The sequence below is a fragment of the Lentzea cavernae genome (genome assembly GCF_014653695.1).
In the GTDB taxonomy this organism is placed as follows: domain Bacteria; phylum Actinomycetota; class Actinomycetes; order Mycobacteriales; family Pseudonocardiaceae; genus Lentzea; species Lentzea cavernae.
Window position 1 is genome coordinate 59,908 of sequence record NZ_BNAR01000023.1, and the last position, 26,067, is coordinate 85,974.

The 26,067-nt window shown below is 68.6% G+C and carries 24 protein-coding genes; 9 read left to right on the plus strand and 15 right to left on the minus strand.

What is annotated here, in order from left to right; translation table 11 throughout:
- Positions 1-29 precede the first annotated feature (29 nt).
- The gene (locus IE307_RS41980) at positions 30-1,223 is read left to right on the plus strand and encodes an RNA-guided endonuclease InsQ/TnpB family protein (RefSeq protein ID WP_373306084.1); all 1,194 of its coding nucleotides are present in this window, start codon (positions 30-32) and stop codon (positions 1,221-1,223) included.
- A 39-nt stretch (positions 1,224-1,262) separates the two neighbouring features.
- Here the strand turns inward: IE307_RS41980 and IE307_RS41985 are convergent, their stop codons facing one another.
- From IE307_RS41985 to IE307_RS42005, 5 genes are read right to left on the minus strand one after another with little or no spacing between them, the layout of a single operon-like run.
- Entirely contained in the window at positions 1,263-2,531 is a 1,269-nt protein-coding gene (locus IE307_RS41985; protein ID WP_191305072.1) for a 6-phospho-beta-glucosidase, read from the minus strand.
- Positions 2,528-3,421 carry a carbohydrate ABC transporter permease gene (locus IE307_RS41990; protein WP_191305073.1) on the minus strand — a complete coding sequence of 298 codons (894 nt, stop codon included), beginning with the start codon at positions 3,419-3,421 and terminating at the stop codon, positions 2,528-2,530. The genes IE307_RS41985 and IE307_RS41990 overlap by 4 nt, the downstream gene beginning before the upstream one ends.
- A complete protein-coding gene (locus IE307_RS41995; RefSeq protein WP_191305074.1) occupies positions 3,418-4,392 on the minus strand; it encodes a carbohydrate ABC transporter permease in 975 nt (324 codons plus the stop codon). Before IE307_RS41995 ends, IE307_RS41990 begins: the two co-directional genes overlap by 4 nt.
- Before the next feature lie 12 nt (positions 4,393-4,404).
- Positions 4,405-5,730: an ABC transporter substrate-binding protein gene (locus tag IE307_RS42000; protein WP_191305075.1), complete on the minus strand. Its 1,326-nt coding sequence runs from the start codon at positions 5,728-5,730 to the stop codon at positions 4,405-4,407.
- A gap of 16 nt (positions 5,731-5,746) precedes the next feature.
- The gene (locus IE307_RS42005) at positions 5,747-6,958 is read right to left on the minus strand and encodes an ROK family transcriptional regulator (RefSeq protein ID WP_191305076.1); all 1,212 of its coding nucleotides are present in this window, start codon (positions 6,956-6,958) and stop codon (positions 5,747-5,749) included.
- Positions 6,959-7,084: 126 nt separating this feature from the next.
- Between IE307_RS42005 and IE307_RS42010 the strand changes: the two genes are divergently transcribed.
- Positions 7,085-7,732: a DUF3159 domain-containing protein gene (locus IE307_RS42010; protein WP_191305077.1), complete on the plus strand. Its 648-nt coding sequence runs from the start codon at positions 7,085-7,087 to the stop codon at positions 7,730-7,732.
- Between the two features lies 1 nt (position 7,733).
- Here IE307_RS42010 and IE307_RS42015 read toward each other — a convergent pair whose 3' ends face one another.
- From IE307_RS42015 to IE307_RS42045, 7 genes are read right to left on the minus strand one after another with little or no spacing between them, the layout of a single operon-like run.
- Positions 7,734-8,912 (minus strand): hypothetical protein, encoded by a 1,179-nt coding sequence (locus IE307_RS42015; protein ID WP_191305078.1) that lies wholly within the window; start codon positions 8,910-8,912, stop codon positions 7,734-7,736.
- Complete coding sequence (locus IE307_RS42020) at positions 8,909-10,165, minus strand: hypothetical protein (RefSeq protein ID WP_191305079.1); 1,257 nt, start codon at positions 10,163-10,165, stop codon at positions 8,909-8,911. Before IE307_RS42020 ends, IE307_RS42015 begins: the two co-directional genes overlap by 4 nt.
- A complete protein-coding gene (locus tag IE307_RS42025; protein WP_191305080.1) occupies positions 10,162-10,488 on the minus strand; it encodes a hypothetical protein in 327 nt (108 codons plus the stop codon). Before IE307_RS42025 ends, IE307_RS42020 begins: the two co-directional genes overlap by 4 nt.
- Positions 10,488-11,000, minus strand: a complete 513-nt coding sequence (locus tag IE307_RS42030) for a YbaB/EbfC family nucleoid-associated protein (RefSeq protein WP_191305081.1) — start codon at positions 10,998-11,000, stop codon at positions 10,488-10,490. The genes IE307_RS42025 and IE307_RS42030 overlap by 1 nt, the downstream gene beginning before the upstream one ends.
- A 33-nt stretch (positions 11,001-11,033) precedes the next feature.
- Entirely contained in the window at positions 11,034-12,431 is a 1,398-nt protein-coding gene (locus IE307_RS42035; protein ID WP_191305082.1) for a class I adenylate-forming enzyme family protein, read from the minus strand.
- 1 nt (position 12,432) lies between these two features.
- On the minus strand, positions 12,433-13,506 hold the full coding sequence (locus IE307_RS42040) for a 3-dehydroquinate synthase II family protein (protein ID WP_191305083.1): 1,074 nt from the start codon (positions 13,504-13,506) through the stop codon (positions 12,433-12,435).
- Positions 13,503-14,297: a 2-amino-3,7-dideoxy-D-threo-hept-6-ulosonate synthase gene (locus tag IE307_RS42045; protein WP_191305084.1), complete on the minus strand. Its 795-nt coding sequence runs from the start codon at positions 14,295-14,297 to the stop codon at positions 13,503-13,505. The genes IE307_RS42040 and IE307_RS42045 overlap by 4 nt, the downstream gene beginning before the upstream one ends.
- Before the next feature lie 205 nt (positions 14,298-14,502).
- On the opposite strand from IE307_RS42045, the gene IE307_RS42050 reads away from it, so the two are divergent.
- Entirely contained in the window at positions 14,503-15,411 is a 909-nt protein-coding gene (locus tag IE307_RS42050) for a LysR family transcriptional regulator (protein ID WP_229905583.1), read from the plus strand.
- Here the strand turns inward: IE307_RS42050 and IE307_RS42055 are convergent.
- Genes IE307_RS42055 through IE307_RS42065 form a run of 3 tightly spaced genes read right to left on the minus strand, consistent with a single transcriptional unit; the run spans position 15,406 to position 19,487 of the window.
- A complete protein-coding gene (locus tag IE307_RS42055; protein ID WP_191305086.1) occupies positions 15,406-15,678 on the minus strand; it encodes a hypothetical protein in 273 nt (90 codons plus the stop codon). The genes IE307_RS42050 and IE307_RS42055 overlap by 6 nt on opposite strands.
- A gap of 20 nt (positions 15,679-15,698) precedes the next feature.
- Positions 15,699-16,619, minus strand: coding sequence for an N-acetylglucosamine kinase (locus IE307_RS42060; protein WP_191305087.1), 921 nt, complete (start codon positions 16,617-16,619; stop codon positions 15,699-15,701).
- Positions 16,620-16,670: 51 nt separating this feature from the next.
- Positions 16,671-19,487 carry a S8 family peptidase gene (locus tag IE307_RS42065; protein ID WP_191305088.1) on the minus strand — a complete coding sequence of 939 codons (2,817 nt, stop codon included), beginning with the start codon at positions 19,485-19,487 and terminating at the stop codon, positions 16,671-16,673.
- A gap of 113 nt (positions 19,488-19,600) precedes the next feature.
- On the opposite strand from IE307_RS42065, the gene IE307_RS42070 reads away from it, so the two are divergent.
- Genes IE307_RS42070 through IE307_RS42095 form a run of 6 tightly spaced genes read left to right on the plus strand, consistent with a single transcriptional unit; the run spans position 19,601 to position 26,066 of the window.
- Entirely contained in the window at positions 19,601-20,473 is an 873-nt protein-coding gene (locus IE307_RS42070; protein WP_191305089.1) for a fumarylacetoacetate hydrolase family protein, read from the plus strand.
- Entirely contained in the window at positions 20,473-21,780 is a 1,308-nt protein-coding gene (locus tag IE307_RS42075; protein ID WP_191305090.1) for an enolase C-terminal domain-like protein, read from the plus strand. Before IE307_RS42070 ends, IE307_RS42075 begins: the two co-directional genes overlap by 1 nt.
- Positions 21,777-22,529: an SDR family NAD(P)-dependent oxidoreductase gene (locus IE307_RS42080; protein ID WP_191305091.1), complete on the plus strand. Its 753-nt coding sequence runs from the start codon at positions 21,777-21,779 to the stop codon at positions 22,527-22,529. Before IE307_RS42075 ends, IE307_RS42080 begins: the two co-directional genes overlap by 4 nt.
- Before the next feature lie 14 nt (positions 22,530-22,543).
- Positions 22,544-23,578 carry a sugar ABC transporter substrate-binding protein gene (locus IE307_RS42085; protein WP_191305092.1) on the plus strand — a complete coding sequence of 345 codons (1,035 nt, stop codon included), beginning with the start codon at positions 22,544-22,546 and terminating at the stop codon, positions 23,576-23,578.
- Positions 23,578-25,053, plus strand: a complete 1,476-nt coding sequence (locus IE307_RS42090; RefSeq protein WP_191305093.1) for a sugar ABC transporter ATP-binding protein — start codon at positions 23,578-23,580, stop codon at positions 25,051-25,053. The genes IE307_RS42085 and IE307_RS42090 overlap by 1 nt, the downstream gene beginning before the upstream one ends.
- Positions 25,050-26,066, plus strand: coding sequence for an ABC transporter permease (locus IE307_RS42095; RefSeq protein ID WP_229905578.1), 1,017 nt, complete (start codon positions 25,050-25,052; stop codon positions 26,064-26,066). Before IE307_RS42090 ends, IE307_RS42095 begins: the two co-directional genes overlap by 4 nt.
- The last annotated feature ends 1 nt before the right edge of the window (position 26,067 follow it).

A 26,067-nucleotide genomic window follows, 5' to 3' on the forward strand; every position in this document is an offset into this window, starting at 1 on the left:
GCACACGATGGCCGCGTAATCTGTGAATGGTGAACGGGCAGGTGAAGCGGGCGTTTCGGTACCGCTTCTATCCGAGCGGGGCGCAAGCGGCAGAGTTGTCGCGCACGTTCGGCTGTGTCCGCAAGGTCTACAACTTGGCGTTGCAGGCGCGTGCGGAGGCATGGACGCTGCGCGGGGAGCGGGTCGGCTACGAGTCCACGTCGGCATTGCTGACCGCGTGGAAGCGCACCGAGGATCTCGCGTTTCTGGCCGAGGTGTCGTCGGTGCCGTTGCAACAGGCTTTGCGGCATCTGCAGACCGGGTTCAGGAACTTCTTCGCCAGGCGTGCGCGGTTTCCGCGGTTCAAGTCGCGGAAGAAGTCGCGTGCCAGCGCGGAGTACACGCGTTCGGCATTTCGTTGGCGCGATGGTGAGCTGATGTTGGCAAAGATGGCCGAGCCGCTGGACATCCGCTGGTCGCGGCCACTTCCTGAGGGCGCGAAGCCGTCGACGGTGACGGTGACGCGTGACTCGGCTGGGCGCTGGTTCGTGTCCCTGCTGTGCGAGGACTCCGGCGTGCGGCCGTTGCCCGCCACGGATGCGGCGGTCGGCATCGATGTCGGTCTTGACCACTTGCTGGTTCTTTCGACCGGGGAGAAGATCGGCAATCCCAGGCACGAGCGGCGGGACCGCACGGCACTGGCCAAGGCTCAGCGGGCGTTGTGCCGTAAGCAGAAGGGCAGCGGCAACCGGGTCAAGGCACGCGTCAAGGTCGCTCGCATCCACGCTTGGATCGCCGATCGGCGTACCGACTCCCTGCACAAGGTCACCACCCGGCTCGTGCGTGAAACCCAAACGCTCGTGATCGAGGACCTGACCGTGTCGAACATGGTCGGCAACCACCGACTGGCCCGTGCGATCAATGACGCGGGCTGGCGGCAGTTCCGGCAACAGTTGCAGTACAAGGCGACCTGGTACGGGCGAGACGTGATCGTCGTGGACCGCTGGTTCCCGTCGTCCAAGCTGTGCTCGGTCTGCGGCGCCCTCGCTGCGGAGATGCCGCTGCACGTGCGCATCTGGACCTGTGGCTGCGGCGCGACCCATGACCGGGACGTGAACGCGGCACGCAACATCCTGACCGCCGGGCTGGCGGCGTCGGTCTGTGGAGCCGGTGTAAGACCTCAACGGAACCCTCCGGGCGGGCAGTCGGCGACGAAGCAGAAAACCCTGTGGCGCGAGCTGTAGGAATCTCCCTCGTTCATGAGGGAAAGGAAGCCAACGTTGTCAGTTTCCCTTCACCCACGGCAGCAGATCGCGGTTCTGCGCGATCAGCTCGTCGGCCAGCTGGTCCGCGATCGCGTGCTGACCGATGAGCGGGTGAGCGAGCAGCGCGTTCGCGACCCGGTCACGGCCACCGTGCTTTGCGGCTTCCAGCGCCAGGTACTCGTACGCGGTGACGTGCGAGATCAGGCCGGAGATGGACGGTTCCACCGGACGGACGGGCAGCGGCCTGCCGCCATCGGCGTCCACGGTGGAGGACACCTCGACCACGGCGTCGTCGGGCAGGAAGGGCAGCGAACCGTTGTTCCGCACGTTCACCACGTGCTTCTCAGCGCCTTCGCCACCGGTCAGCGCGTGCACGAGCTGCACGGCCGCCTCGGAGTAGTACGCACCGCCGCGCTGCGACAGCTGCTCCGGCTTCGTCACGACCGACGGGTCGCCGTAGATGTCGAGCAGTTCCTTCTCGACGGCAGCGACGACCTCCGCGCGCGGCGGGGACGTGAGCTGCTTCTTCACGACGGCGTCGTGGTTGTAGAAGTAGTTCAGGTAGTACGACGGCACCATGTTCAGGCGCCGCATCAGCCCACCGTCGATGCCGATGTGCTCCGCCAGGCCCTCGACGTGCTTCTCGAGCAGCTCCGGCAGGCGGTCGACGCCGTCCACGTGCACGCCGCGTTCCCACGTGAGGTGGTTCAGGCCGACGTGCTCCAGCTCCACAGTGGACGGATCCACCCCGAGCAGCGCGGACGTCCAGCGCTGGAACGTGATCGCCACGTTGCACAGGCCGATCGCCTTGTGCCCCTCTTGCAGCAGCGCACGCGTCACGATGCCGACCGGGTTCGTGAAGTTCACGATCCACGTGTCCGGCCCGGCGAGCCGGCGCACCTTGTCCGCGATGTCCAGGACCACCGGCACGGTCCGCAGGGCCTTGGCGAGGCCACCCGCGCCGGTGGTCTCCTGGCCGACGCACCCGCAGGTCAACGGGAACGTCTCGTCCGAAGCGCGTGCCTTCTGCCCGCCTACCCGCAGCTGCAGCAGGACAGCGGAGGCGCCCTCGACGCCTTCCTCGAGCGACGAGGTGGTGCGCACCTTCGCCGGGTGACCCGCGTGGTCCAGCAGGCGCTGGCTGAACGGGCCGATGAGCGAGAGGCGGTGCTGGTCCGGGTCCACGAGGACGATCTCGTCCACCGCCAGGCTGGTGCGACGGCCGGCGATGCCGTCGATCAGCTCCGGTGTGTAGGTGGACCCGCCACCGACGACGGTGAGTTTCATCCCTTGACTCCCGTGAACGTGATTCCCTTGACGAACGACTTCTGGGCGAAGACGAAGAGGACGACGGCCGGGATCATCGTCAGGAACGTGACGGCCATCGAGGAGTTCCACTGGACGATGTGCATGCCCTTGAACGTCGCCAGTGCCAGCGACAACGTCCACTGGTCCTTGACCTCGCCGGTGTAGAGCAGCGGGCCGAAGTAGTCGTTCCAGGTGAAGAGGAAGCAGAACAGCGCGGTCGCCGCGATGCCCGGCTTCGCCATCGGCACGATGATCCGCACCAGCGCCTGGAACTCCGAGCAGCCGTCCACCCGCGCAGCGTCCACGTAGGACTGTGGGATGGTGAGCATGAACTGGCGCAACAGGAAGATGCTGAACGCGTCGAACAGGAAGTACGGCGCGATCAACGGGACCAAGGTGCCCGTGAGGCCGAGACCCGACCACGTGTCGTACAGCGGCACGGCCACGACCTGCGGCGGCAGCATCATCGCGCCGATGACGAGGATGAAGGCGACGTTGCGGCCGCGCCACTTCAGCTTGGCCAGGGCGTAGGCCGCCGGGATCGACGAGATCAGCATGCCGAGGGTCGCGAGCAGCGAGTACGTGAGGCTGTTGACCAGGTACTGGAAGAGCGGGGCCTTGTCGAAGACCTCGACGAAGTTGCCCCAGTGCCATTCGCGCGGCCACAGGTCCGAGGTGAACGCCTGGTCGTCGGACATCACCGCGGTGAGGAAGACGAACACGACGGGCGTGGCGAACATCAGGCCGAGCGCGAGGCCGATCGCGTGGGTGGCGACCCAGTTGAGGACGGCGCCGACGTTCATCTTGCGACGCGGCTGCTCCGGTTCCGAGGGGACGTCGACCGGCGGTTTGGTCAGCGTGGCGGTCATGCTCCCGGACCCCCTTCCTCAGCGGTGGAGTTCTTGCGCATCCGCTGGACCAGCACGATGGTCGCGGCGAACGAGATGACGAACAGGACCGTGGCCATGGCGGCCGCGTAGCCCATGTCGAAGTAGCGGAAGCCTTGCGTGTACAGGTAAACCGGGAACGTCAGCGTGGAGTTGTCCGGGAAACCGAGATATTTGGTCGATCCCGTGGCGTCCGCCGCTCCCGAGCCGGCCGACCCCGCGACGACCGCCTGTGTGAAGAGCTGCAACGCGAGGATCACCGAGTTCACGATGCCGAAGAGCAGCACCGGGGAGATCGTCGGGAGCGTGACGTGCCACCAGCGCCGGATCGGGCCGGCGCCGTCGAGCTCGGCGGCCTCGTACTGCTCCTGCGGCACGTCGAGGATCGCGGCGAGGATGATGATCATCAGGTCGCCGGAGATCCACAGCATGATCGCGGTGATGCCGGGCTTCGCCCAGGCCGGGTCGGAGAAGAACAGCGGCGAGTCGACGCCGAACCAGCCGAGCACGGTGTCGAGCGGTCCTCCGTTGGGGCGCATCACCATGAAGAACACGAGTGTCGCGGCCACCGGCGGTGCCAGTGAGGGCAGGTAGCAGAGCGTGCGGATCAGGCCGACGCCCGACTTCAGACGAGCGATGACCGACGCCACGCCCAGCGCGAACACGGTCCGCGCGATCGTGAGCACCACGACGAACCAGAGCGTGTTCGTGATCGCCTTGATCAGCAAGGGATCTTTGAACATGAACGTGTAGTTGTCGAGTCCGTTGAACTCCGGCGGGTTGATCAGGTCGTACTTCGTGAACGAGAGCACGACCGTGGTGACCAGCGGATAACCGAAGAACAGGACGAAGCCGATGAGTGCCGGGGCCATGAACCCGAGCACGGCGAGACGGTGGCGGGCACGTGCCCGCCCCCTGCCGGGGGCGGGACGAGCGCCGAGCGTGGCGGTCATCTTGCGGATCCTCTACTTGCCGCTCTTGGCGATGAGGTCGTCGATGTTCTTGTCGACTTCCTTGAGGCCCGCGGCCAGGTCCGGGACCTTGCCGGACTGGTAGGAGACCGAGAAGTCGGTGACGGCCTTGATGTGCGCGTCACCGATCGGGGTGACGGGGTTGCCCTTGAGCTTGTCGCTCTTGGCGAGGTCGATGAACGTCTTGAACTGCTCGTCCACCTCGAGCTTCGGGCTCTCCATGGCGGCCTTGGTGCTCGGGACGTTCTTGATGGCGTTGGACAGGTCGACGATCGTGTCGGTGTCGAACGTCAGGTGCTTGATCAGCTCCCACGCGGCGCCGGGGTTCTTGGCGCCCTTGGGAATGCCCATGATCGTGCCGGTCGTGAACGCCGTGCCGTAGTCGGCGGGCTTCCACGTCGGGAACGGGGCGGTGCCGAACTTGATCTGCGGCGCCTGCGCCTTGAGGAAGGCGGTGCGGTACTCGCCGTCGATCATGATCGCGATCTTGCCCTGGTGGAACGCGTGGTCGGCCGAGTACTCCTGGCCGAGACCCGCGCGGAACCGCTCGAGGGCGTCGTAGCCGTAGAAGTCGACGAGCTTCTTCTGGAAGGTCATCATCTCGGTGAAGCCGGGCGAGCTCGCGAGAGCGGACTTGCCGTCCTTGTCCCACTCCGCGCCGAACGTCGGCGCGAGGATGGTCGGGCGGTTGGCGTAGAAGCCCATCGTGGGCAGGTAGCCCGCGACCTCGATGTCCCCGTTCGGCGCCTTCTTGGTCGCCTTCACGGCCGCGTCGTACAGCTCGTCGAGCGTCTTCGGAGGGGTCGCGATGCCCGCCGCCGACAGCGCGTCCTTGTTGTAGTACATGGCGTACACGTCGGTGAGCATGGGCATCGCACAGCGGTCGCCCTTGTACTCGGTGTACTCCTGAACCGCGGGGGAGAGCTGGTTCAGGTCGACCTTGTCGCGGTCGATGTAGTTCTTCAGCGGCTGGAACGCCCCGGAGGAGCAGAACTGGCCGATGTTGTCCGTGGTGAACGACAGCGCGACGTCCGGGGTGTTGCCCGAACGGATGCCCGCGGTGATCTTGTCGTCGTCCTGCGAGCCCTCGTGCTTGATCTCGATGTTCGGGAACTTCTTGTTGAACGTCTTGAGGGCCTTCGTGACTTCTTCGTACTCGCGGTCGGAGTAGTTGCTCCAGACCGTGAGGGTGAGCTTGTCGTCCTTGCCAGGAGCAGCTGCGGCGTCGGAATTGGCGCCACCACCCTTGCCCGCCGCACATGCGGTGAGGGTCAGCGCTGCGGCGACACAGAGCAAGGCAGCACGGGTGTGCTTGCGCATGTGCACTCCTTCTCGATCAACGTGGGGACCCGGCGACCACTGGGCCGCGGAATGGAGCCGTGGTGGCAGCCGGGAGGCCGAACACCTGTTCTCTGGCCACCGCCAGGGCCGAGTGCAGTGCGCCGCTGCGCACCGGCTTCCCGGTCACCAAAGCCAGCTGAATGGGCGTTCTCGGCACCACCAGTTGCCGCAGTTCCGCGGCAACGAGGTCGTTCAGCGTGGTTCCGCCTGCCTGGGCGATGTCGCCAGAGAGGAGGATGAGTTCCGGGTCGAGCACCGCGACGACGCTAGCCACGCCCGTGGCGATGCGCTTGGCGAGATCGACCATGAACTCGCGGCCCGCCGGACCCGCGGCCAGCGCCTTGCGCACGGCCCCGTGGCCGTTGCGCGCGGCGAGCCCGTGGGCGCGTGCGAGCCTGCAGATCGCTGTACTGCTGAGCAGTTCACCGAACGTGCCGCCGGAGCGGTCCGTGTCGGTGTCGGCCGCCGCGCGGTCGGGGATCATCAACCCGTCGATCTCGCCCGCCCCACCGGAAGCGCCGCGCAGCAGCGATCCGTTGACGACGACGGCGGCACCGACGAGGTCCGCGGGCCAGATGACGACGAAGTCGTTCACCTGCGTGGCCCGCCCGGCGACCATCTCCTCCAGCGCGACGAGGTTGACGTCGTTCTCGACGCTCACCGAGGTCGCGAGCTGCTCCCGCAACCGGCCGGGCACGTCGAAACCGTTCCAGCCGGGCAGATGAGGTGCGTAGGCGAGCTCACCGTTCGCGGGGTTCACCGCTCCCGGACAGCCCACCACGACGTGCAGCAACTGGTCGGCACTCAGACCCGCTTGCCCGCAGGCCTTGCCGACCGCGCTCACGAACGCCTCCAGCACGCCGTGCTTCACGGGCATCGGCGCCTTGTGCTCGGTGAGCACGGCACCGGAGATGTCCGCGATCGCGATGTCGACCGTCTCGGGGGTGAGATCGACAGCGGCGATGTGCGCAAGCGCCCCGTTGACCGACCACAGCTGGGCCCGAGGCCCGCGTCCACCGCCACGCAGTCCGTTGCGGACCACCGTGCCGGCGTCTTCGAGCCTGGTGAGCAGCTGTGCGGTCGCCGGCTTGGAGAGGCCGATCAGACCTTCCAACTCCGACCTGGTCAGCGGCCCGTTGCGCAGCAGAGCCTCGATGGCTGCGCGGTCGTTGATCTCCCGCAGCAGTCGTGGGCTTCCGGCACGCATTAGGTCCGCTCCTGTCTGTTAACTTTCCAGACGATTTCCGCAGACGGTAGTGACCTGCTTCACGCGGGTCAATCCCCGATATGGGTCCGTTACCTGACTTAGGTTCGCCTAAGGCACCCTGGAACCATGACCGACGTGCGCCAGGAGTCGCTCGCATCACTGCTCGGAGGCCGAGGCGGCGCCCTCGACGCCTCCCTGCCGCCGCTGGCGTTCGTCGCGGGCTGGCTGCTCTTCGGCCACTCGATCGGCGCGGGCGCGGTGGTCGCGGTCCTGTGCGGCGTGGCGATCGGTGTCTTCCGCCTGGTGCGCGGGGAGAAGCCCCGCGCGGTCCTGCTGTCCGTGCTGCTGGTGGTGGCTGCGGCTCTGGTGGCGTTGTACACCGGGCGCGTCGAGGACTTCTTCCTGATCCAGTTGCTGTCCAATGTGGCTTCGGCGCTGGCTTGGGCCGGGTCGATCGCGGTGCGGTGGCCGTTCCTGGGGCTGGTCGTGGGGACTTTGCTGGGGCAGAAGACTCGGTGGCGGCGGGATCCTGCGCTCTTGCGCGCCTACTCGGTGGCGTCTTGGGCTTGGGTTGGGCAGTACGTTTTGCGGGTCGCCGTGTTCACGCCGTTGTGGCTGGATGCGCAGGTCTTTTGGCTGGCGACGTTGCGGGTGGCGTTGTCTTGGCCGTTGCAGATCGTGTGCATCTTGGTGTCGGGGTGGTTGTTGAAGCGGGCGTTGCCGGAGGACCACCCCGGGTTCCGGCATCCGCGGGTGCCGGAGTCTGCCTCTTAGGTCAGCGCTTCTTCCGCTTCTTGCCGGAGCCGGGCACCGTCCCGGTCTTGGCCGGAAGGGGCGGAGCCTCGGGGAACGCCTCGATGGACTGCTGGCCCTCCATGAAGTCCAGGAATGCTTTGAAGCAGAATCGGTAGGCGAGGTAGAGGAAGGCGACCGAGATGAGCCCAAGCCCGCCGACGATCACCTGGTACTGCTTGTCGAGCCCGCCCACGGTGTCCCAATCCTTCTGCAACTCCGCCGAGCCCGTGACCACGGACAACGTGATCATCGTCAGCATGTAGAGCGGCATGAGCAGGAACGCGCCGACGAGCAGCAAGATGTAAGGGCGGCTGTCGGTCCGGAACTCCCAGTTCGCCGGACGAAGCTCGTGCCTCCTCAGTGGGCGGTAGGACCACAGCGGCCTCTCAGCGACCTCGACCCCCGCCGACCGCGCCTGCACCATTGCGAGCGCCGTCGCGCCGACCTCGGGAGTCACCGGAATCAGGAGCTCACGAGCTGTGCCGACGACGTGCAGGGCGGGACCGGGTGTCACGTCGAACGAGCGAGGCCTGCCGATGTCCCCATCGGCGTAGATGATCACTTGGCAGGTCATCTCCTGCTCGACCTCGATCAGCTCGATCGACCGCATCGCCGTCCACGGCACCGCGACCACGTCCCGCGAACGCTTGCGCCGCGACACCAGGCTGTCCAGCGCCAACCGGTCCTCGCGAACGCACAACCTCGCTTTGAGACCCCTGGTGGGGAACGGGATCTCCAGCTTCGACCGGGTGAGCGTGGACGTGACCGGGCGGGTCATGACCAGCACGACCAGCTCACTCAGTGCCCAGGACACCGCGACCAGTCCAACCGCGACAGCCCACGCGACCGGCCGGTCGTGGTCTCCGGCGATCTGCACGGCGTGGAAGATCCCCATGAACGCACCGGGATACGCGGACCACCGGCACCAGATGCGCCACATCGGCAGGCGGCGCCAGTGCCAGAGCAAACCGATGATGGTGATCACCCAGAACGCCACCGCTCCGGCAGCCAGTTCGCCGAGACTGTTGGGCTGGATCGACTTTCGTGCGGCGAGGGCGTTCTCCCACTCGTCCAGGCGCGTGGCGGCGACCAGGGTCAGGACGGCGGCGAACACGATCAGCGCGAGCCCTGTCACGCGGCGGAGGAACAGCTCGATCACAGCTCACCCTCCATTCGCTGCCTCTCCCAGTACTCACGCCACGCCTGGTCTCGCGCGTCCTGTTTCACCTGCGCGTCAGCCTCGCGGTGGGACTGGTCGCTCCACTCCTGGGCCATCGCGTTGCCGAGGATCTTCGGGGCGAGCGGCAGGGAGACCTCGGGATACTCCTTTCCCCTGAACGTGGGGGTCCACCCGCCGTCGAGCATGTCGTTCGCGTGACCGAGACGTCGGTCGCCCAGCCCCAGGCTGTCGCGCAAGTTGCGGTTGACGTTGTCTCCCAGGTCGGCCTTGACCCTGCTGTAGTCCTTGTCCAGCTGGTCGCCGCGCTTGCCGATCTCCTTCAACTTGTCGACGTCCGAGGCGTCGAGCTTGCCCGCCTGCGCCTTCTTCGCCATGTGGAGTGCCTGCTGGGAGTGCTTCACCGCGTTCTGGTTGTAGGTCTTCACCGTGCCGCGGAGGTTGCGGGTCGTGCCCTTGATCGTGTCCCGCGATCGCTTGGCGTCGTCGGCGACCTTCTCCAGTTGCTTGACGACCTTGCTGATCTTCTTCGCGTTCTTGCCAGCGGTGATCGTGCCTTGGACGACGGTGTCCGCGATGAACGCCGCCTGCGAGGCACCGAAGGTGATCGGTGTCAGCGCGCTGGCCGCCGCGAACTTGATGATCGCGTTGGAGACGAAGCTCGCGATCGCGTCGCGGACCGCACCGCGCACTACACCTACTGCCGAGGCCGCGACGGTCATCGCCGACGCTGCGGAGGTGGCGTGGCTCGCGCCTCCCACCACGACGTTGGAGAAGTCCTGCACGGCTTTGCGGTAGCCGTCGACGGCGGCGCCCTGGGACTGGCTCAGCGTGTCGAGAGTGCCGTTGTACTTGTCGGCGGTCTCCTGCATGCGCTTGGCGATGTTGCTCCAGGTCAGAGCCATCGCGTTCACGGCATCGGGATCTCCGGCCAGGAGGTCGAGCCCCTCCTTGAGAAAACCGATGTGCTCGATCAGCCAGCCGATGCCCGCGGACAGCAGGCTGCCCATCGGATTCGTGACGAACCCGAGCAGGTCCATGCCGAAGGCCGCCGCATCACCGGCCACTGCGCCCCAGTCGCCCTTGACGCCGTCGTAGATGAGGTTGGCCGAGCTGCTGAAGATGCCGGCGGCGTCCCAGCCCTGAGTCGGACTGTCGAAGTTCGACTTCTGGGCCAAGCTCGAAGGGGCGAAGCCTTCGGTGGCGTTGAGCGGGCTCGGAGGTTGTTCGCTCACGGCTGCACCTCGTCGAGGCCCTGGCGGAGCTTCTTGAACGACTGCGCCATCGCCTCGTCCTGGTCGGCGTAGGTCTGGCGCATGCCGGCGAACCGTTCGACGACGTCGTCACCTGCGGTTTTCACTGTGTCGACGTACTCGCGCGCATCGTTGGTCCAGCGCTCCATGATCTGGGCGAAGAACATGCCGATGACGCCCCAGGCCTGCGGGTTGCCGACGTAGTCGGCGCCGGCGTCGGCTCCGGAGGGCAGGCCTGCGAGGAGTGCCTTGAGCTCGCGCTCGTGGGCCTCCAGGACTTTGAGATCTACTTGGAAGCCCGACATCACCAGCCACCTTCCTTCTTGAAGAGGCTGCGCTGGTCGTAGTCGGTGTCGTCGTCCTCCACAGGACGGCGCACCGGGCGGGGTGGGGGCTGCGTGCTGGCCGCGTCCTGTTGTTCCTCGTTCACCACGAACTGCTGCGGCGCGGCGGGTTCTGGCTCGTCCGGGACGTCGATCGGTGGGATCTGGGACTGGACGAACTGCATGGCCTCGCTGTTGTCGCCGATGAGCGGGGCCATGATCGTGGTGATCTGGCCGACGGCCTGGGCCTGGGCTCGCTTGGCCGTGGACATCACGAGTGACGCGAGGCGGTCTTTGGGCATGTCGTCGGCCTTGGTGCCGAAGGACAGGCTGAGCAGCGCTCCCCCTGCGCTGACGCTCACCGTCACGGCGCCGTCCGAGCTGGTGGCGGCACCGGTCAGGTTCGCGATTCGGGACTTGGCCTCTTGGGCCTGTTCGAGCAGGGCTGCGGTGCGCTGTTCGTAGTCCTCGATGAGCTGGTTCGGGTCGGTCATGTGGGTCCCCCTTGCACGTGCGTGAGGGGGACGTTACCGAGGGTCACCGGATTGCGCTGGGAAACGGTCCAGGTGTGCCCGGAGGTAGGACGCGTGGAGCGGCTCCATGCGTCGGATGATCTTGCCGGTGGGTGTGCGCGGAAGGGTGTCCATGACGTGGATGTGTTGGGGGAGTTTGAATTCCGCGAGTCTTTCCGTGCACCACTCGGACAAGGCCTCAGCGGTGAGCGTGTCACTCGGAGTTCCCACGTAGGCGCGAATTTCCGAGGAGCCGACGGCCACGGCCTCGGTTACCTGCGGGTGTCCACGTAGGACTGTCTCGACCTCGGTCAGGTCGACCTTGTTGCCGCGCACCACGACCAGCGAGTCGGAGCGGCCGAGCAGGCGGAGTTCGCCGTCGGCTGTGAACTCGCCGCGGTCGCCCGTGCGGAACCAGCCGCCGGAGTAGCGCGAGGGGTCGTCCGGGGACAGGTAGGGCGTTTCCGGCAGGGCCACCTCCACCAAGCCGTCGCGCACACGGGCCGTGATGCCGGGCATCGGAGGGCCCACGGACGGGCGGACGGTGCCCTCGACCGTCATGGTCAAGGCGCCGGTCTCGGTGGTGCCGAAGCATTCGCCGACCGGAAAGCCGTACGCGGCAAGGAATCGGGAGGCCACGTCCTGTGGCATGAGCTCGCCGCCGGCGAACGCTCCGCGCAAGGTGCTCAGGGCAGAGCGGTCGGGGGAGGAGGCGAGGAGGTCGAAGTGGAACGGCAGGCCGGTGAGGAAGTCGACCTCGAAGGTCCGCGCGGCATCAAGAACGTCCACAGCAGCCGGGCTGGCGGCGAACACGAGGTGGACGCCCGTGGCGAGCGAGTGCAGCAGGCCGCCGATCAGGCCGAAGCTGTGGGCGGGGGAGTTGAGGAGCAGCAGGCGTTCGCCGCGGCGGACCATGCCGGGGGAGGCCTCGAAGCGCGCCACCTCGTTGATCAGGGAGGACGTGGTGCGGCCGATGACCTTCGAGCGGCCCGTCGAGCCGGAGCTGAACTGGACCATGCGGTGTGCGGTCGGCGCGGGGACGCCGTCGGCCGGTGAGGCCACGAGGCCGTAGCGCTCCTGGAAGCCCGGCGCGGTCTCGCCGATGGGGTGCACGAGGAACTCCGGGCGGGTCAGCGCGTGCAGGGCGTGGGCCTCGGACGGGCGCAGGCGGTGGTCGATCGAGATCACCTGTGCGCCGAGGCTCCACAGCGCGAGGACGGCTTCCAGGTGACTGAAGCTCGGGGGTACCTGGACGGCGACCGTGCTGCCTTCGCCGATGCCCACGGCGGCGAAGCGGAGAGCGTGTGCTGACACGTCGGCGCGGAGCAGGCCGTGGGTGACTGTGCTGCGGTGGCTGAAGACCGGCGTGGAGTCGCTGTGGCGGTGCAGGAGGTCCGTGATGAACGCGCGCACGTCAGGACTCCTTGCAGAACTCGCCGATCGGCAGGCCCACGTGCCGTTGTTCGGAGGCGATGTGCCCCAGGAGTTCGTCGCCGGGGCGGAGTTCGGTCACGTTCAGCACTTTGCCGCCGGGGCCCAGGACGCGGACGTGCCAGTCGTCCTGGACCATCAGGTCGACCACGACGCCTTCCGGTGAGCGGGCGGTGATCGTGAGCATCGGGCGGGACTCGAGCTTGGCGCGGCCGACGGTGAGCTCGCGGGTGCGGCCGTCGGCGTTGACGGCGAGGACCTTGCTGCCGGAGCGCAGTTCGGAGAGGTAGTTCGTGCGGTTCGCCGGGCCGAGGACGTACGAGTGCAGGGCGCCCGCGTTGACGCGGAACGGGCGCGTCGGCATGTACGGCAACGGATGCGTCTCGCTGCAGCACAGGACGAAGCCCGAGGAGAACGAGCCGACCAGGATGCCCTCGTCCTCGGCGAAGTGCGAGGCGGTGTCGACGCAGACGCGGTCGCCGAGTCCGTTGTGGGTCAACGACTCCACGGTCAGGGTGGTCAAGGTCAGCGGTGGGGACTTCACCTCCAGCAGCCGCGCCAGTTTGAACACGTCGGTCGCGTCGGCGGGGGCCATCAGCACGCCGTCGGAGCCGTGTTCCAGGCATTCCAGGACGATCGCGGCCTCGACCAGGTCGTCCACGACGGTGACCAGCTTGCCGGACGCCCCGTCGGCCGCCGCGATCACGATTTCGAGGGGGATCTTCGTCGGGTCGGTGAACCGCACGACGGTGTGGTCGAGCCGTTCCGCCGCGGCGCAGGCCAGTTTGAGCGTGCGGTCGTCGCTGACCGTCACGAACGCCGAACGCGACGGCAGCCGGTCGAGCTGGTCCTGGTCGTCGACCGGCGCGATCACCAGGTGCGGGCTGTCGACCGGTTCGGGAACGAGCAGCACGCGGGTGATCGTCGGCGGCAGGTCGTCCAGCAGTGCGGGATCGTCCGCGACGACTCCGGCGACGCGGCTGTGCACGGCCGCGTCGACCACGGCGGTGCGGTGCGCTTCCGGGACGGTCCTGAGGTCGATCCAGGCGAACTTCACCGGTTCTCCAAAGCTGTCAGGGCGTGGATGAGGCTTGCGTCGGTGGGTGCGTGCACGATCGACGCGAGTTCGGCGACCAGCTGCAACGGCGCCGGGGACGTGAAGATCCGTCGTCCGACGGCGAGGCCCGCGCAGCCGGCGGCCATCGCGGTGCGGGCGTGACCGGCGATGCTGTTCGTGGAAGCGGGACCACCTGCCACGACAACGGGAACCGGGCAGCTCGCGACGACGTCCGCCATGCCCTCCGAGGAGTGCGCGAGGTTCGTCTTGACGATGTCCGCGCCCAGGTCGGCGGCGATGTTGACGACGTGCGCGAGCAGCGCGGGGTCGCGGGGATCGCCGACGCGCGGGCCACGTGCGTAGGCCATCACCACCAGCGGGAAGTTCCAGGCCTCGCACGCCGCCGCGACCGTGCCGAGGTCGGTGAGCTGGCGCGCCTCCGTGTCGGAGCCGATGTTGACGTGCACGCTCACCGCGTCGGCCCCGAGCCGCACCGCCTCGTCGACCTCGCCGACCAGCACCTTCGCGTTGGCGTCGGCCATGTGCGCCGTGCCCGCGCTGAGGTGCACGATCAACGCGCATCCGCCCAGCGCGGCGGGGTCGATGGTCCGCACCCGTCCTTTGTGGACGATGATGGCGTCCGCGCCGCCCAGTGCGACGGACCGGATGAGGTCCTGCCACCGGTCGCGCGGCACCACCGGGCCGTCCGAGACGCTGTGGTCCAACGGCACGAAGAGGTACCTGTCGTCCTGCGGACGGGAAAGGCGTCGCAGTCGCAACGCTTTCCTCATGGCGCTCACACCCCTGCTGTCGTTTGGCAATGAACAGAAGGGTGCGGCAGGCCGTGCTCGCAGCGGCAGGTGCGAGGTGCCGATAATTCCCGGGTTATCGGCCGGACAGAGCAACCGCGCTTGCACCGGCGACGGAGCGTGATCTGGTGACACCCACGTGGCCGATTTTGTGGCTCGGTAACTGCTTTAGGCTTCCTCAGTGCGAATGGAGCTGAGACATCTGCACGTGGTGCTGACCGTGGCGCGTGCGGGCAGCATCAGCCGCGCCGCCACGCAGATGAAGATCGCGCAGGCCGGGCTGACCACCCAGGTGCGGCGGATCGAGGCGAGTCTCGGCGGCCCCTTGTTCCTGCGCGGCAACGACGGTGTCGAGCTGACCGAACTGGGCCGGCACGTCGTGTTGCAAGCACAGGACCTGGTCGAACGGTTCGACGACCTGCTCGTCACCTCGCGCAAGCTGGCCGTGCGCGGCGACGCGGGGATCCGGCTGGGCGCGACGGCGGGCCTGCCGGCCGCGTTGCTCGTCGGGGTGGTCAGGGAGGTGCTGCCCGCCCTGTCGCAGACCACGCACGTCGAACGCGATGGCGAGGCCGTGCTGGAAATGATCCGCACGGGTGACCTCGACCTGGCTCTGGTGGTGGAGTTCCCGCGCAGCCCGCTGAGGATCCCGGACGCGGTCGGTCTCCGGGGCCTCGTCACGGAACGCATGCTGATCGGCGTTCCGCTGGGGCACCGGTTGTCCGGGCGCAGCGAGGTGCTGCTGTCCGAGCTCGCCGGTGAGGAGTGGGTCGTGCCGGACGAGAACCACGGTGGGCGGCTCAACCTCGAACTCGCCTGCGAGGCCGTCGGGTTCACACCTCGGTGCGCGCACTTCGGCGTCGACCCGTTCGTCGCGGCCGACCTGGTGCGGTCGACCGGTGCCGTGGCGGGGTTCTTCCCCGGTCACGACCTCCCGGGCGTGCTGCTCAAACCGATCATCGGCAACCCGCTGCACCGGCGGATCTCGCTGGTGTGGAACACCGGCGCCGCCGAGCACGTGGACGACGTGCACGCCGGCCTGTTGCGCGCCTACCACGAGCGCACGTCGCATCCGGGACGGTTGCTGGCGTCATGACGGCGGGGGCGGGGGCTGCTGCGGCTGCTGGTACTGCTGTTGCTGGTACTGCTGCTGTGCGTAGTACTGCTGCTGCGCCCACTGCTGGTACTGCTGCTGTTGTTGTTGCTGGGCCCAGTACTGCTGCTGCTCCCGCAGGCGCTTGTGCTTCTGGCTGTTCTTGACGGCCGCGATGATCACCGCGACGATCACCGCCGGAATGATCAGGTAGCCGACGAACCTGCCGAGCAGGTAGGCGACGTTGGGCTCAGCCGCGAGAACATGCATCACGAATGCACCTTCGCACATCACGAGGCCGGGCGCGGGGCTTCTGGTCCGAGCACGTCCACCGCAGCCAGCCAGGCCGCTCCCGCCGCCCCCTCCGTCGCCATGATCACCTGAGCGGTGCCGCGGGTGAGCAGCTCCTGCTTCAGATGCGTGCCCACGGGCGTCTTGATCAGACTGCCCACCAACACGATCGGGGACGTGTCGGAAGGCTCGCGGACGGCGGTCGCGGTGTCGGCCAGCAGCCGGGCGGCGGAGGTCACGATGGCCAACGCGTCGGGGTCGCCGTGGTGGTACGCCGAACTGACCAGGGGCGCGAAGCGGGCCAGCGCGATCGGAGGCGCCGCGTTGACGGCGTTGATCAGCTGGCCGCGCCCGCGCACGCCCGCGGCCGTCAGCACGGCGGTGGCCAGGCCTTCCAGGGGCGCGTCGAGGTCGAGCAGCCGCAGGGTCGCGCGGACGGCCTCGCGGCCCAGCCAGAACGCCGAGCCGTCGTCGCCGATCAGCCAGCCGTAGCCGCCTGCCTGGGCGACCATGCGGTGGCCGGCGATGCGGCCCGCGATGGAACCGGTGCCCGCCACCAGGACCGTGCCGTCGGGGGAGGAGGTGCCGGTGGCGAAGGCCGCCTCGCTGTCGGTGATCACGCGCATCGGGCAGTGCAGGCCCGCGCGTTCCCAGGCCTCCTGGAACAGCGCCGCGATGGAGGGGTCCGCGAGTTTGGTGGCCCCGGCCATGCCGAGGACGCCGGAGCGGACCTTGCGGGAGTCGAGGCCGTCGAGAGCTTCCGCGAGGGCCTCGCCGATGTGGGCGGCGGCGACCGAGGGCGGGTGCGAGTTCGGGTTCGCGCCGCCCGCCAGGCCCTGGCCCAGGCGGGCGCCGTCGAGATCGAGCACCAAGGCCCTGGTTGACGTGCCGCCAGCGTCGAGTCCCACGACCAGATCCATAACGACCGAGTATGCCGAGAGACTGCCTGCTGAGGCACGCCCAACCGGGTGTCACCTCACGAAAGCGCGGTTACCGCTTGCGTTGTGGTGGAAGAACACCAAGGATCCGGCCGGGATCGGGTCGCCTGGACGTACCACTGTGGACAGTGACGGGACGATCAGGCCGTAGTCGAACGTGGCGGCGGGGGCGACATCGACCAGTTCGTCCGGATCGGCGGGTGCGGTGTAGACGCTCTGCACGCCGGCGGTGTAGGTGACCGGGCCGGACGGCAGAGCGGATCGTGCCACCGGGAGGACCACCACGTCGCTGTCGAACAGGTTCGTGTCGACGGTGCCGTCGTGGCCGTTCAGCGGTTGTTCGTCCACGACCTCGTCCGTGCCGGCGATCTTGGTGCGGGCCAGCCAGACGTCGGCGGTGATGTCGCCGTCGGGGTTGGTCTGCTTCGTGGCCGTGGTCACGAAGTTCTTGCCGCCCACGGAGAACCGCACCTCGGGCTGGGTGTTGCCGCCGAGGTTCGCCCAGGTGTCCCAGGTCGCGACGCCGAACGCCAGCAGGTCCGTGGTCGCGGTCGCGCCGACGTAGCGGAGGTCGCCGCCTCGGGCGGTGCGGTTCACGGCGCAGTCGTCCTGCGCCTCGGGGCCGCACGGGGGCAGGCGGTCGGAGCGCGCGCCGAGTTGCAGCGCGGTCATGCGTGCCTGGTAGCCGGGCTGGTCGAGGCCGCGGCCCGCGACACGGCCCCCGGCCGCGGTCAGGCGCGACACCGGCTTCGGGGCCGCGTAGACGGGCACCTGCAGGGTGCGGTCGCCGGTGAACCTCACCAGGCCGGACGCCTCGGCCAGGAACTGGCGGCCCTCGTCCAGCGACACCGTGGGGTCGGGGGTCTTGCGCAACGCCGACGGGTTCGAGATCCGGAGCAGCACGGGCACCGACGCCGAGCCACCGGGCCTCAGCACGACGTACGGCACGGCGACCTGGAAGGAGACGCCGGGCACGGTGGTGATCGGCTCGTAGCGCGCGTGCAGCGAGACGGTCCGCGAACCCTTGTTGACCAGTCGCAGGACCCGGCTGGTCAGCACCGGGCCGGAGGCCTCGACCGTGCCGAACGACGCGTCGCCCAGCGCCAGCACGTCCGACGACAGCGCGGCGAGCCCGTCCACCCGCCCCGAGCCGACGCGCATCGGGGCCTCGCGCACGCCGTCCGAGGAGCGGATGACGCCGGACGCGGTGTTCACCAGCGCGGCCTTGATCTCCGCGACCGTCCACTCGGGATGCACCTCGCGCAGCAGTGCCGCGATCCCGGCGACGTGCGGCGACGCCATCGACGTGCCGCCCAGGGACACGCCGTCGGAGGCGGTGCCGGACGCGGCGGAGAAGATCGTGTCGCCCGGTGCGGCCACCGCGATCGAGGACCGGGAGCGCGAGGACGACGGCGTGATCGTGTCCTCGATCGACGGTTCCACGGACGGCACCGCGACCTTCAACGACGAGGTCAGGCGCACCGTCAGCGTGCCCGCCTCCAGTGCGGGGCGCAGCTCGCGGGACGCCGCCGCCGTCAGCTGGAACGCGGGGACGTGCGCGTTGCCGGCGATCCCGGCCGCGAACACCGGCAACGACGTCGGCAGCAGCACGCCGGCCGCCCCGGCCTTCCAGGCGTTGTCCGTGCGGGCACCCGAACCGCAGGCGCGGGTGGCGTCGCTGTCGTCCCACTCCAACCAGACGATCTTCCCGTCCAGCTTCTCCGCGATCGGCTTGCAGCCGTCCACATCGGACGAGAGCCGCACGACGGGCAGGGTGAGGTCGAAGGCGTCCTTGAAGTTCTGGCTGTACTGGCCGGCCAGCTTCTTCCCGGCGACCTCCAGGCCGTCCAGCATCGAGAACGAGTCGCGGCTGTTCGCCACGGAGATCGCCTCGGGGGTGTTGGCGGGGGAGCCGGACACGTCGTAGAAGTCACCGCCGTTGCCGGCCGCCGCGACCACGACCACGCCGTGCTCGACGAGCTTGCGCACGAACAACGCGTCGGGGTCGTCCGGAGCGCCGAAGTCGCTGCCCAGCGACAGGTTCACCACGTCGAGCTTGTCGGAGAAGTCGCCGTCGCCGTCGGGGTCGAGCGCCCAGTCCAGCGCCTTCGCGGTCAGGTTCGTGCCGCCCTTGCAGCCGAACACCTTCAGCGCGTACAGCGAGGCGAGGGGCGCGGTGCCCGGTCCGATCTTCATCGCGTCGAGGTCGACGGACGAGTACGAACCGCGGTAGGTCGTGCCGTCGGCGTTGACCCCGTAGCCTGCCGCGGTCCCGGCGACGTGCGTGCCGTGGCCGTCGCAGTCCAGCGGGTCGCCGTCCGGCTGCGGGATCGACGAGGACGTGCCGGTGTAGGCGTCGCCCGCGAAGTCGTGGCCGCCGACGACCTTGGCGCCGGGGAACGCGCCGCCGCCGAAGTCCGCGTGCCGGTAGTCGATGCCGGTGTCGATCACGCCGACCCGCACGCCCTCGCCGAACCGCCCGAGCGACTTCCACACCTCGGACGTCCTGGTGAGCCGGACGGCGTGCGCGTTCGTGACCTCCTTGGGGACCATCCGGTGCACGGCCCGCACCTCGGGCATGCGAGCCAGGGCCGGCAGGCGGGACCTGTCCGCCGACAGCACCACGCCGGGCACCGCGTTGCTCGTCCTGGCGACTTCCCGGCCGCCTGACCGGGAGACGACCCGGGACACGTGTTCCGATGTCCGATCGCGCGCTGAACGCGCCTGCGCGGAAGTGCCCGAATCGACCGCCGCGGCCGAGGTCAGCTCCACGAAAACGGTTGCAGTCTCCGCTGGTCCGACCGGCGCGAGCAGTGCGCCCACCAGGACGGACGCGGTCACCAAGTGCATGTCCAACTCCTCCTATTCATCGGACGACTTCACGCCAAGCCCTAGACGCAGACGGCCTCGCGGGGCTATACATCCGATGTATTTCGTAGGGTGTGAGCAGAGGAGGAACGGCCGTGCAGTTCTTGCGCCTGGGGCCGGTCGGCGACGAACGTCCTGCGGTCAGGACCGACGACGGGGTCACGTACGACCTCCTGCCGATCGCTGCCAAGATCTCGGCCAGCGCTGACGTCGACGGGGCGTTCCTCGCGAACGACGGCGTGGCGCGTGTGCGCGCCGCCCTCGAAGCCGGTGAGCTGGAGGTCCTGGACACCGCGGACCTGCGCGTCGGGCCGCCGCTCGCGCATCCGGGCAAGGTCATCTGCATCGGCCTCAACTACCGCGACCACGCGGAGGAGACCGGCGCGGACATCCCCGGTGAGCCGGTGGTGTTCCTCAAGACGCCCGACACGATCGTCGGGCCGTACGACCAGGTGCTCGTCCCGCGCAGGTCGGTGAAGACCGACTGGGAGGTCGAGCTCGGCGTCGTCATCGGGAGCACAGCTCGTTACCTGGAGTCCGAAGAGGACGCTCTGGCGTGCGTCGGCGCGTACGTGCTCTCGCACGACGTCTCCGAGCGCGAGTTCCAGATCGAGCGCGGCGGGACGTGGGACAAGGGCAAGAACTGCGAGACGTTCAACCCTCTCGGTCCCTTCCTCGTGCCCGCAGGCGAGATCGCCGACCCGCAGAACCTCGAGATGCGGCTCTGGGTGAACGGCGAGATCAAGCAGAACTCGTCCACCAAGAACATGATCTTCCCGATCGCCGAGATCGTGCGCTACCTCAGCCACTTCCTTGTCCTTCGTCCGGGTGACGTCATCAACACGGGTACACCCGCTGGGGTGGCGCTCGGGCAGCCGGAGCCGAAGCCGTACCTGCGCGCAGGTGACGTCGTCGAGCTGGAGATCGAGGGTCTCGGCAGGCAACGCCAGACCCTGGGGCAGGCGTGATGCCGAAGATCACCGCACTGGACGTCCTGGACATCCGGTTCCCGACCTCGCGCGAGCTCGACGGCTCCGACGCGATGAACCCGGACCCGGACTACAGCGCCGCGTACGTGGTGCTGCGGACCGACGACGGTCCCGAGGGCCACGGGCTCGCGTTCACCATCGGCCGGGGCAACGACGTGCAGGCCGCCGCCATCAAGGCGCTGGCGCCGCACGTCGTCGGCAAGGACGTGCCGGAGAACGCGAAAGCGCTGGCGGAGCTGTACTTCGAGCTGATCGGCGACTCGCAGATCCGCTGGCTCGGTCCCGAGAAGGGCGTCGCGCACATGGCGATCGGCGCCGTCGTCAACGCGGCCTGGGACCTCGCCGCCCGCCGGGCCGGGCTGCCGGTCTGGCGGTTCCTCGCCCGGATGTCGCCCGAGGAGATCGTCAGCCTCGTCGACTTCCGGTATCTCAGCGACGCCCTGACGCCGGACGAGGCGCTGCAGATCCTGCGCGAGGCCGAGCACGGCAAGGCCGAGCGCACGGACACCATCACGCGCGACGGCTACCCGGCCTACACGACGTCACCGGGCTGGCTCGGCTACTCCGACGAGAAGCTCGCCGGACTCGCCCGCCAGGCCCTCGCCGACGGCTTCGACATGATCAAGCTCAAGGTCGGCGGCAGCCTCGACGACGACGTGCGCCGGATGAAGCTCGCCCGCGAGGTCGTCGGCGAGGACACCCGCGTGGCGGTCGACGCGAACCAGCGCTGGGACGTCGACACGGCCGTGCGCTGGATGCGCGAGCTGGCGCCCTACAACCCGTACTGGATCGAAGAGCCAACCTCACCGGACGACATCCTGGCGCACCGCGCGATCGCCGACGCGCTGGCTCCCATCCGGGTCGCCACCGGCGAGCACGTGCAGAACCGCGTGATCTTCAAGCAGCTCCTGCAGGCCGGTGCGATCGACGTGCTCCAGCTCGACGCCTGCCGGGTCGCGGGCGTGAACGAGAACATCGCGATCCTGTTGCTGGCCCGCAAGTTCGACATCCCGGTGTGCCCGCACGCCGGCGGCGTCGGCCTGTGCGAGCTGGTCAGGCACCTCTCGTTCTTCGACTACGTCGCGATCTCCGGCGAGGTCGGCGAGCGCGTGATCGAGTGGGTCGACCACCTGCACGAGCACTTCCTCGACCCGGCCGTCGTCGAGAACGGCCGCTACCTGGCGCCCGCGGAGCCGGGCTTCTCCGCCCAGCTCAAGGACCAGACGCTGGCCGACCACGTGTACCCAGAAGGTCCTGTGTGGACGGCGCTGGAGGGCGAGAAGTGACCGACTTCGAAGGACTCGTCGCCGTCGTCACGGGCGGTGCGTCCGGCATCGGCCTGGCCACCGCCGAGCTGCTGGCGAGCCGCGGTGCCACCGCCGTCGCGCTGGACCTGAACCCGGACGTGGCGGACCCGCTCGTCGGCATCCGCGCGGACGTGTCGGACGACGAGAGCGTCAAAGCCGCGATCGCCGAGGTCGTCGAGCGGTTCGGACGGCTCGACGTCGTGGTGAACAACGCCGGCATCGGCGCGCAGGGCGACGTGGCGGCCAACGACGACGCCCAGTGGTCGAAGGTGCTGGACGTCAACGTCCTGGGCATGGTCCGCGTCTCGCGGGCGGCACTGCCGCACCTGCGGAAGTCGCCGTCCGCGGCGATCGTCAACACCTGCTCCATCGCTGCCTGGGCCGGGCTCCCGCAGCGCGCTCTCTACTCGGCCAGCAAGGGCGCGGTGTACTCGCTGACGCTCGCCATGGCCGCCGACCACGTCCGCGAGGGCATTCGCGTCAACGCGGTCGCCCCCGGCACGGCGGACACCCCGTGGGTGGGCCGCCTGCTCGACTCGGCACCGGACCCCGCCGCCGAACGAGCCGCGCTGGAGGCGCGCCAGCCGCACGGCCGGCTCGTCTCCGCCGAGGAGGTCGCGGGAGCCGTCGCCTACCTGGCGAGCCCGCTCTCGGGTTCCACCGCCGGCACGATCCTCGCGGTCGACGGCGGCATGCACGGCCTGCGCTTGCGTCCCCAGCAGCCATGAAAGGCAGGACAACGATGAAGCGTCGCAACCTCACCGCCGCGGTGTGCCTCGCGCTCGCCGGTGCACTGACACTGTCCGCCTGTGGCGGCGGAGCAGCCGGGACCGGAGCCGGTGGCGTCGGCCCGATCGGTGCCGACCACCCGCGTGCCGACACCGACTTCTGGAACTCCTACATCAAGTACTTCCCGGACAAGGCCAAGGAACTCGGGATCAACCTGCTCAACCCGACCAACTCGCAGAACAAGGTCGAGAACCTCGTCGCGAACGCCCAGTCGCTGCAGTCGCAGGGCGCCAAGGCGATCGTGATGGCCCCGCAGGACACCGGCGCCATCGCGTCCACCCTGGACCGGCTCGACAAGGCCGGGATCCCGGTGATCACCGTCGACACCCGTCCGGACAAGGGCAAGACCTACATGGTCGTGCGCGCGGACAACAAGGCGTACGGCGAGAAGGCCTGCAAGTTCCTCGGCGACAAGCTGGGCGGCAAGGGCAAGGTCGTCGAGTTCCAGGGCGCGCTCGCGTCGGTCAACGGCCGCGACCGCTCCGAGGCGTTCGCCGCCTGCATGAAGAAGGACTACCCCGGCATCACGGTGTTCGAGGAGCCGACCGACTGGGAGGGCGCCAAGGCGGCCGCGGCCCTGCAGACCAGGCTGAACCAGCACCCGGACATCAACGGCGTCTACATGCAGGCCGGTGGCGCGTTCCTCGCGCCGACGCTGCAGGTGTTGCGGCAGAAGAACCTGATCGTGCCGCCGACCGACCCGAAGCACATCTTCATCGTCTCCAACGACGGCATCCCGGCGGAGCTCGAAGCCATCCGCAAGGGCGAGATCGACGCGACCGTGTCGCAGCCGGCCGACCTCTACGCGAAGTGGGCGCTGTTCTACGCGAAGGCCGCCGTCGAGGGCAAGACGTTCCAGCCCGGCCCGACCGACCACGACTCCACCATCGTCGACGTCGGCGGCGGCCGCCTCGAGGACCAGCTGCCCGCGCCGCTGATCACCAAGGAGAACGTCGACGACAAGGCGTTCTGGGGAAACCAGATCTGATGACCGAGTACGCGGCTGTCGCGCGTGGCGTGACGAAGAGGTTCGGGCGGACGCTCGCGTTGGACGACGTGGGCATCGAAATTCGCGCCGGTGAGTCACACGCGCTCGTCGGTCGCAACGGCGCGGGCAAGTCGACGCTGGTCTCCGTCCTCACCGGCATGCGTGCGCCGGACGCGGGCGAGGTCTCGTTCTTCGGCGAACCCGCGCCGCCCGTCACCGACAGTTCGGCCTGGCGCAGGCACGTCGCCTGCGTCTACCAGAAGTCGACGGTCGTGCCGGAGCTGTCGGTCGCCGAGAACCTGTTCATCAACCGGCAGGACCTCGGCGGCGGGCTGATCAGCTGGAAGAAGCTGCGCCTCCAGGCCGCGGAGCTGCTGGAGACCTACGACGTGGCGGTCCGGCCGGACGCACTGGTGTCCACGTTGACCGTCGAGCAGCGGCAACTGGTCGAGATCGCGCGGGCGCTGTCGATCGGCTCGCGGTTCGTGATCCTCGACGAACCGACCGCGCAGCTCGACGGCCCGGCGATCGAGCGGCTCTTCGACCGGATGAGGTCGTTGCAGGACAAAGGGGTGACGTTCCTGTTCATCTCCCACCACCTGCAGGAGGTCTACGAGGTCTGCCAGACGGTGACGGTCTACCGCGACGCGCGGCACATCGCCACCGCCCCGGTCGCGGAGATGTCGAAGCCCGACCTGATCGAGGCGATGACCGGTGAGGCCGGCGGGCTGAACGTGCCCAGCGGCGACGACCGGCCGTCGTCCGGCGAGACCGTTCTGGCGGTGTCGTCCTTGAGCGGCGACCACTTCACGGACATCTCGCTGTCGGCGACGCGCGGTGAGGTCATCGGGCTCGCCGGCAGCGCGTCGTCGGGCAAGCACGAGTTCGCGGAGACGGTCTACGGGCTGCGCAAGCCGTCTCTTGGCACGATCTCGGTGAACGGTTCCGTGGTGCGCGGCGGTGACGTACCGGCCGCACTTCGCGCTGGAATCGGTTGTGTGCCACGAGATCGGCACCACCAGGGGCTCGTGCTGGACCTGTCGATCGCGGAGAACGCGACGATGAGCACGGCCGGGGCGTTCGTGTGGCCGTCCGCGCAACGCTCGGCGGGCAGCACGGCGATCGCGTCGTACGACGTCAAGGCCGCCGGACCGGACCAGCCGGTGTCGGACCTGTCCGGCGGCAACCAGCAGAAGGTCGTGATGGCCCGTGCGCTGGCCGGCGACCCGTCCGTGCTGGTGCTGATCAACCCGACCGCCGGTGTCGACGTGAAGTCCAAGGAGTCGCTGCTCGGGGTCGTCGACGCGCAGGCGCGGCGGGGCAAGGCGGCGATCGTCGTCTCCGACGAGCTCGACGACCTGCGGGTCTGCGACCGCGTGCTGGTGCTGTTCCACGGCCAGGTCGTGAAGGAGTTCAGCCGCGGCTGGCGTGACCAGGAACTGATCTCTGCGATCGAAGGAATGAGCTCGGAATGACCAAGGCCATGACTCCGCCGGTCGCGGCGACCGCGCCTTCGGAGAAGCAGAAGTTCCGGCTGGCGCGCTACCAGGACCTCGCTCTGGTCCCGGTGATCATCCTGTTGCTGATCATCGGGGCGATCCTGTCGCCGATCTTCCTGACGCCCAACAACCTGATCGCCGTGCTGACGCAGCAGAGCGAGTTGTCGTTGCTGGTGCTGGGGCAGGCGATGATCCTGATCGTCGGCAAGATGGACCTGTCGCTCGAGTCGACGGTCGGTCTCGCGCCCGCGCTCGCCGTCGCGTTGATCATCCCGTCGTCGGCCGGTGGGCTCGACGTCGGTCTGGCCGCCTGGCTCGCGCTGCCACTGTGCATCCTGATCGGCATCGCGATCGGTGGCCTGAACGGGTTCCTGATCCTCAAGGTCGGGCTGTCCGGGTTCATGGTCACGCTGGGCATGCTCACGATGCTGCGCGGCCTGCAGCTCGCGATCACCGAGGGCAAGTCGCTGATCGACGTGCCGGAGTCGTTCCTGTACCTGGGTTCCACGACGTGGCTGGGACTGCCGGCGGCGGTGTGGATCTGCGTGATCTGTTACGCGGTGGGCATCTTCGTGCTGAAGTACCTGCGTGCCGGACGCTCGTTGTACGCGATCGGCGGCAACTCGGAGGCCGCGCGCGCTGCCGGCATCCGGGTCGACCGGGTGGTGTGGATCGTGCTGATCATCGGTTCGGTGCTGGCCGTGATCGCGGGCATCCTGATGACCGGGCGGCTCGGATCGGTGGCCGCCACGCAGGGCGAGGGCATGATCTTCCAGGTCTTCGCGGCCGCGGTGATCGGCGGGATCTCGTTGAACGGTGGCAAGGGCACGCTGTTCGGTGCCCTGTCGGGCGTGCTGATGCTGGGGCTCGTGGAGCAGATCCTGCGGTTGCAGGGAGTGTCCGGCTTCTACATCAAGGCCTCGTACGGTGCGGTGATCATCCTCGCGCTGGTCGTGACGCGGTTCGCCACCGGGCAGAAGCAGGAGTGAG

Excerpts from the sequence above, each read along its gene's own strand:
- IE307_RS42050 (WP_229905583.1), top strand. The coding sequence starts at position 14,503 with ATGGAGCTGAGACATCTGCACGTGGTGCTGACCGTGGCGCGTGCGGGC.
- IE307_RS42075 (WP_191305090.1), top strand. The coding sequence starts at position 20,473 with ATGCCGAAGATCACCGCACTGGACGTCCTGGACATCCGGTTCCCGACC.
- IE307_RS42000 (WP_191305075.1), bottom strand. The coding sequence starts at position 5,730 with ATGCGCAAGCACACCCGTGCTGCCTTGCTCTGTGTCGCCGCAGCGCTG.
- IE307_RS42055 (WP_191305086.1), bottom strand. The coding sequence starts at position 15,678 with ATGCATGTTCTCGCGGCTGAGCCCAACGTCGCCTACCTGCTCGGCAGG.
- IE307_RS41985 (WP_191305072.1), bottom strand. The coding sequence starts at position 2,531 with ATGAAACTCACCGTCGTCGGTGGCGGGTCCACCTACACACCGGAGCTG.
- IE307_RS42090 (WP_191305093.1), top strand. The coding sequence starts at position 23,578 with ATGACCGAGTACGCGGCTGTCGCGCGTGGCGTGACGAAGAGGTTCGGG.
- IE307_RS41995 (WP_191305074.1), bottom strand. The coding sequence starts at position 4,392 with ATGACCGCCACGCTCGGCGCTCGTCCCGCCCCCGGCAGGGGGCGGGCA.
- IE307_RS42060 (WP_191305087.1), bottom strand. The coding sequence starts at position 16,619 with ATGGATCTGGTCGTGGGACTCGACGCTGGCGGCACGTCAACCAGGGCC.
- IE307_RS42085 (WP_191305092.1), top strand. The coding sequence starts at position 22,544 with ATGAAGCGTCGCAACCTCACCGCCGCGGTGTGCCTCGCGCTCGCCGGT.
- IE307_RS42005 (WP_191305076.1), bottom strand. The coding sequence starts at position 6,958 with ATGCGTGCCGGAAGCCCACGACTGCTGCGGGAGATCAACGACCGCGCA.
- IE307_RS42095 (WP_229905578.1), top strand. The coding sequence starts at position 25,050 with ATGACCAAGGCCATGACTCCGCCGGTCGCGGCGACCGCGCCTTCGGAG.
- IE307_RS42030 (WP_191305081.1), bottom strand. The coding sequence starts at position 11,000 with ATGACCGACCCGAACCAGCTCATCGAGGACTACGAACAGCGCACCGCA.
- IE307_RS41990 (WP_191305073.1), bottom strand. The coding sequence starts at position 3,421 with ATGACCGCCACGCTGACCAAACCGCCGGTCGACGTCCCCTCGGAACCG.
- IE307_RS42025 (WP_191305080.1), bottom strand. The coding sequence starts at position 10,488 with ATGTCGGGCTTCCAAGTAGATCTCAAAGTCCTGGAGGCCCACGAGCGC.
- IE307_RS42010 (WP_191305077.1), top strand. The coding sequence starts at position 7,085 with ATGACCGACGTGCGCCAGGAGTCGCTCGCATCACTGCTCGGAGGCCGA.
- IE307_RS42065 (WP_191305088.1), bottom strand. The coding sequence starts at position 19,487 with ATGCACTTGGTGACCGCGTCCGTCCTGGTGGGCGCACTGCTCGCGCCG.
- IE307_RS42045 (WP_191305084.1), bottom strand. The coding sequence starts at position 14,297 with ATGAGGAAAGCGTTGCGACTGCGACGCCTTTCCCGTCCGCAGGACGAC.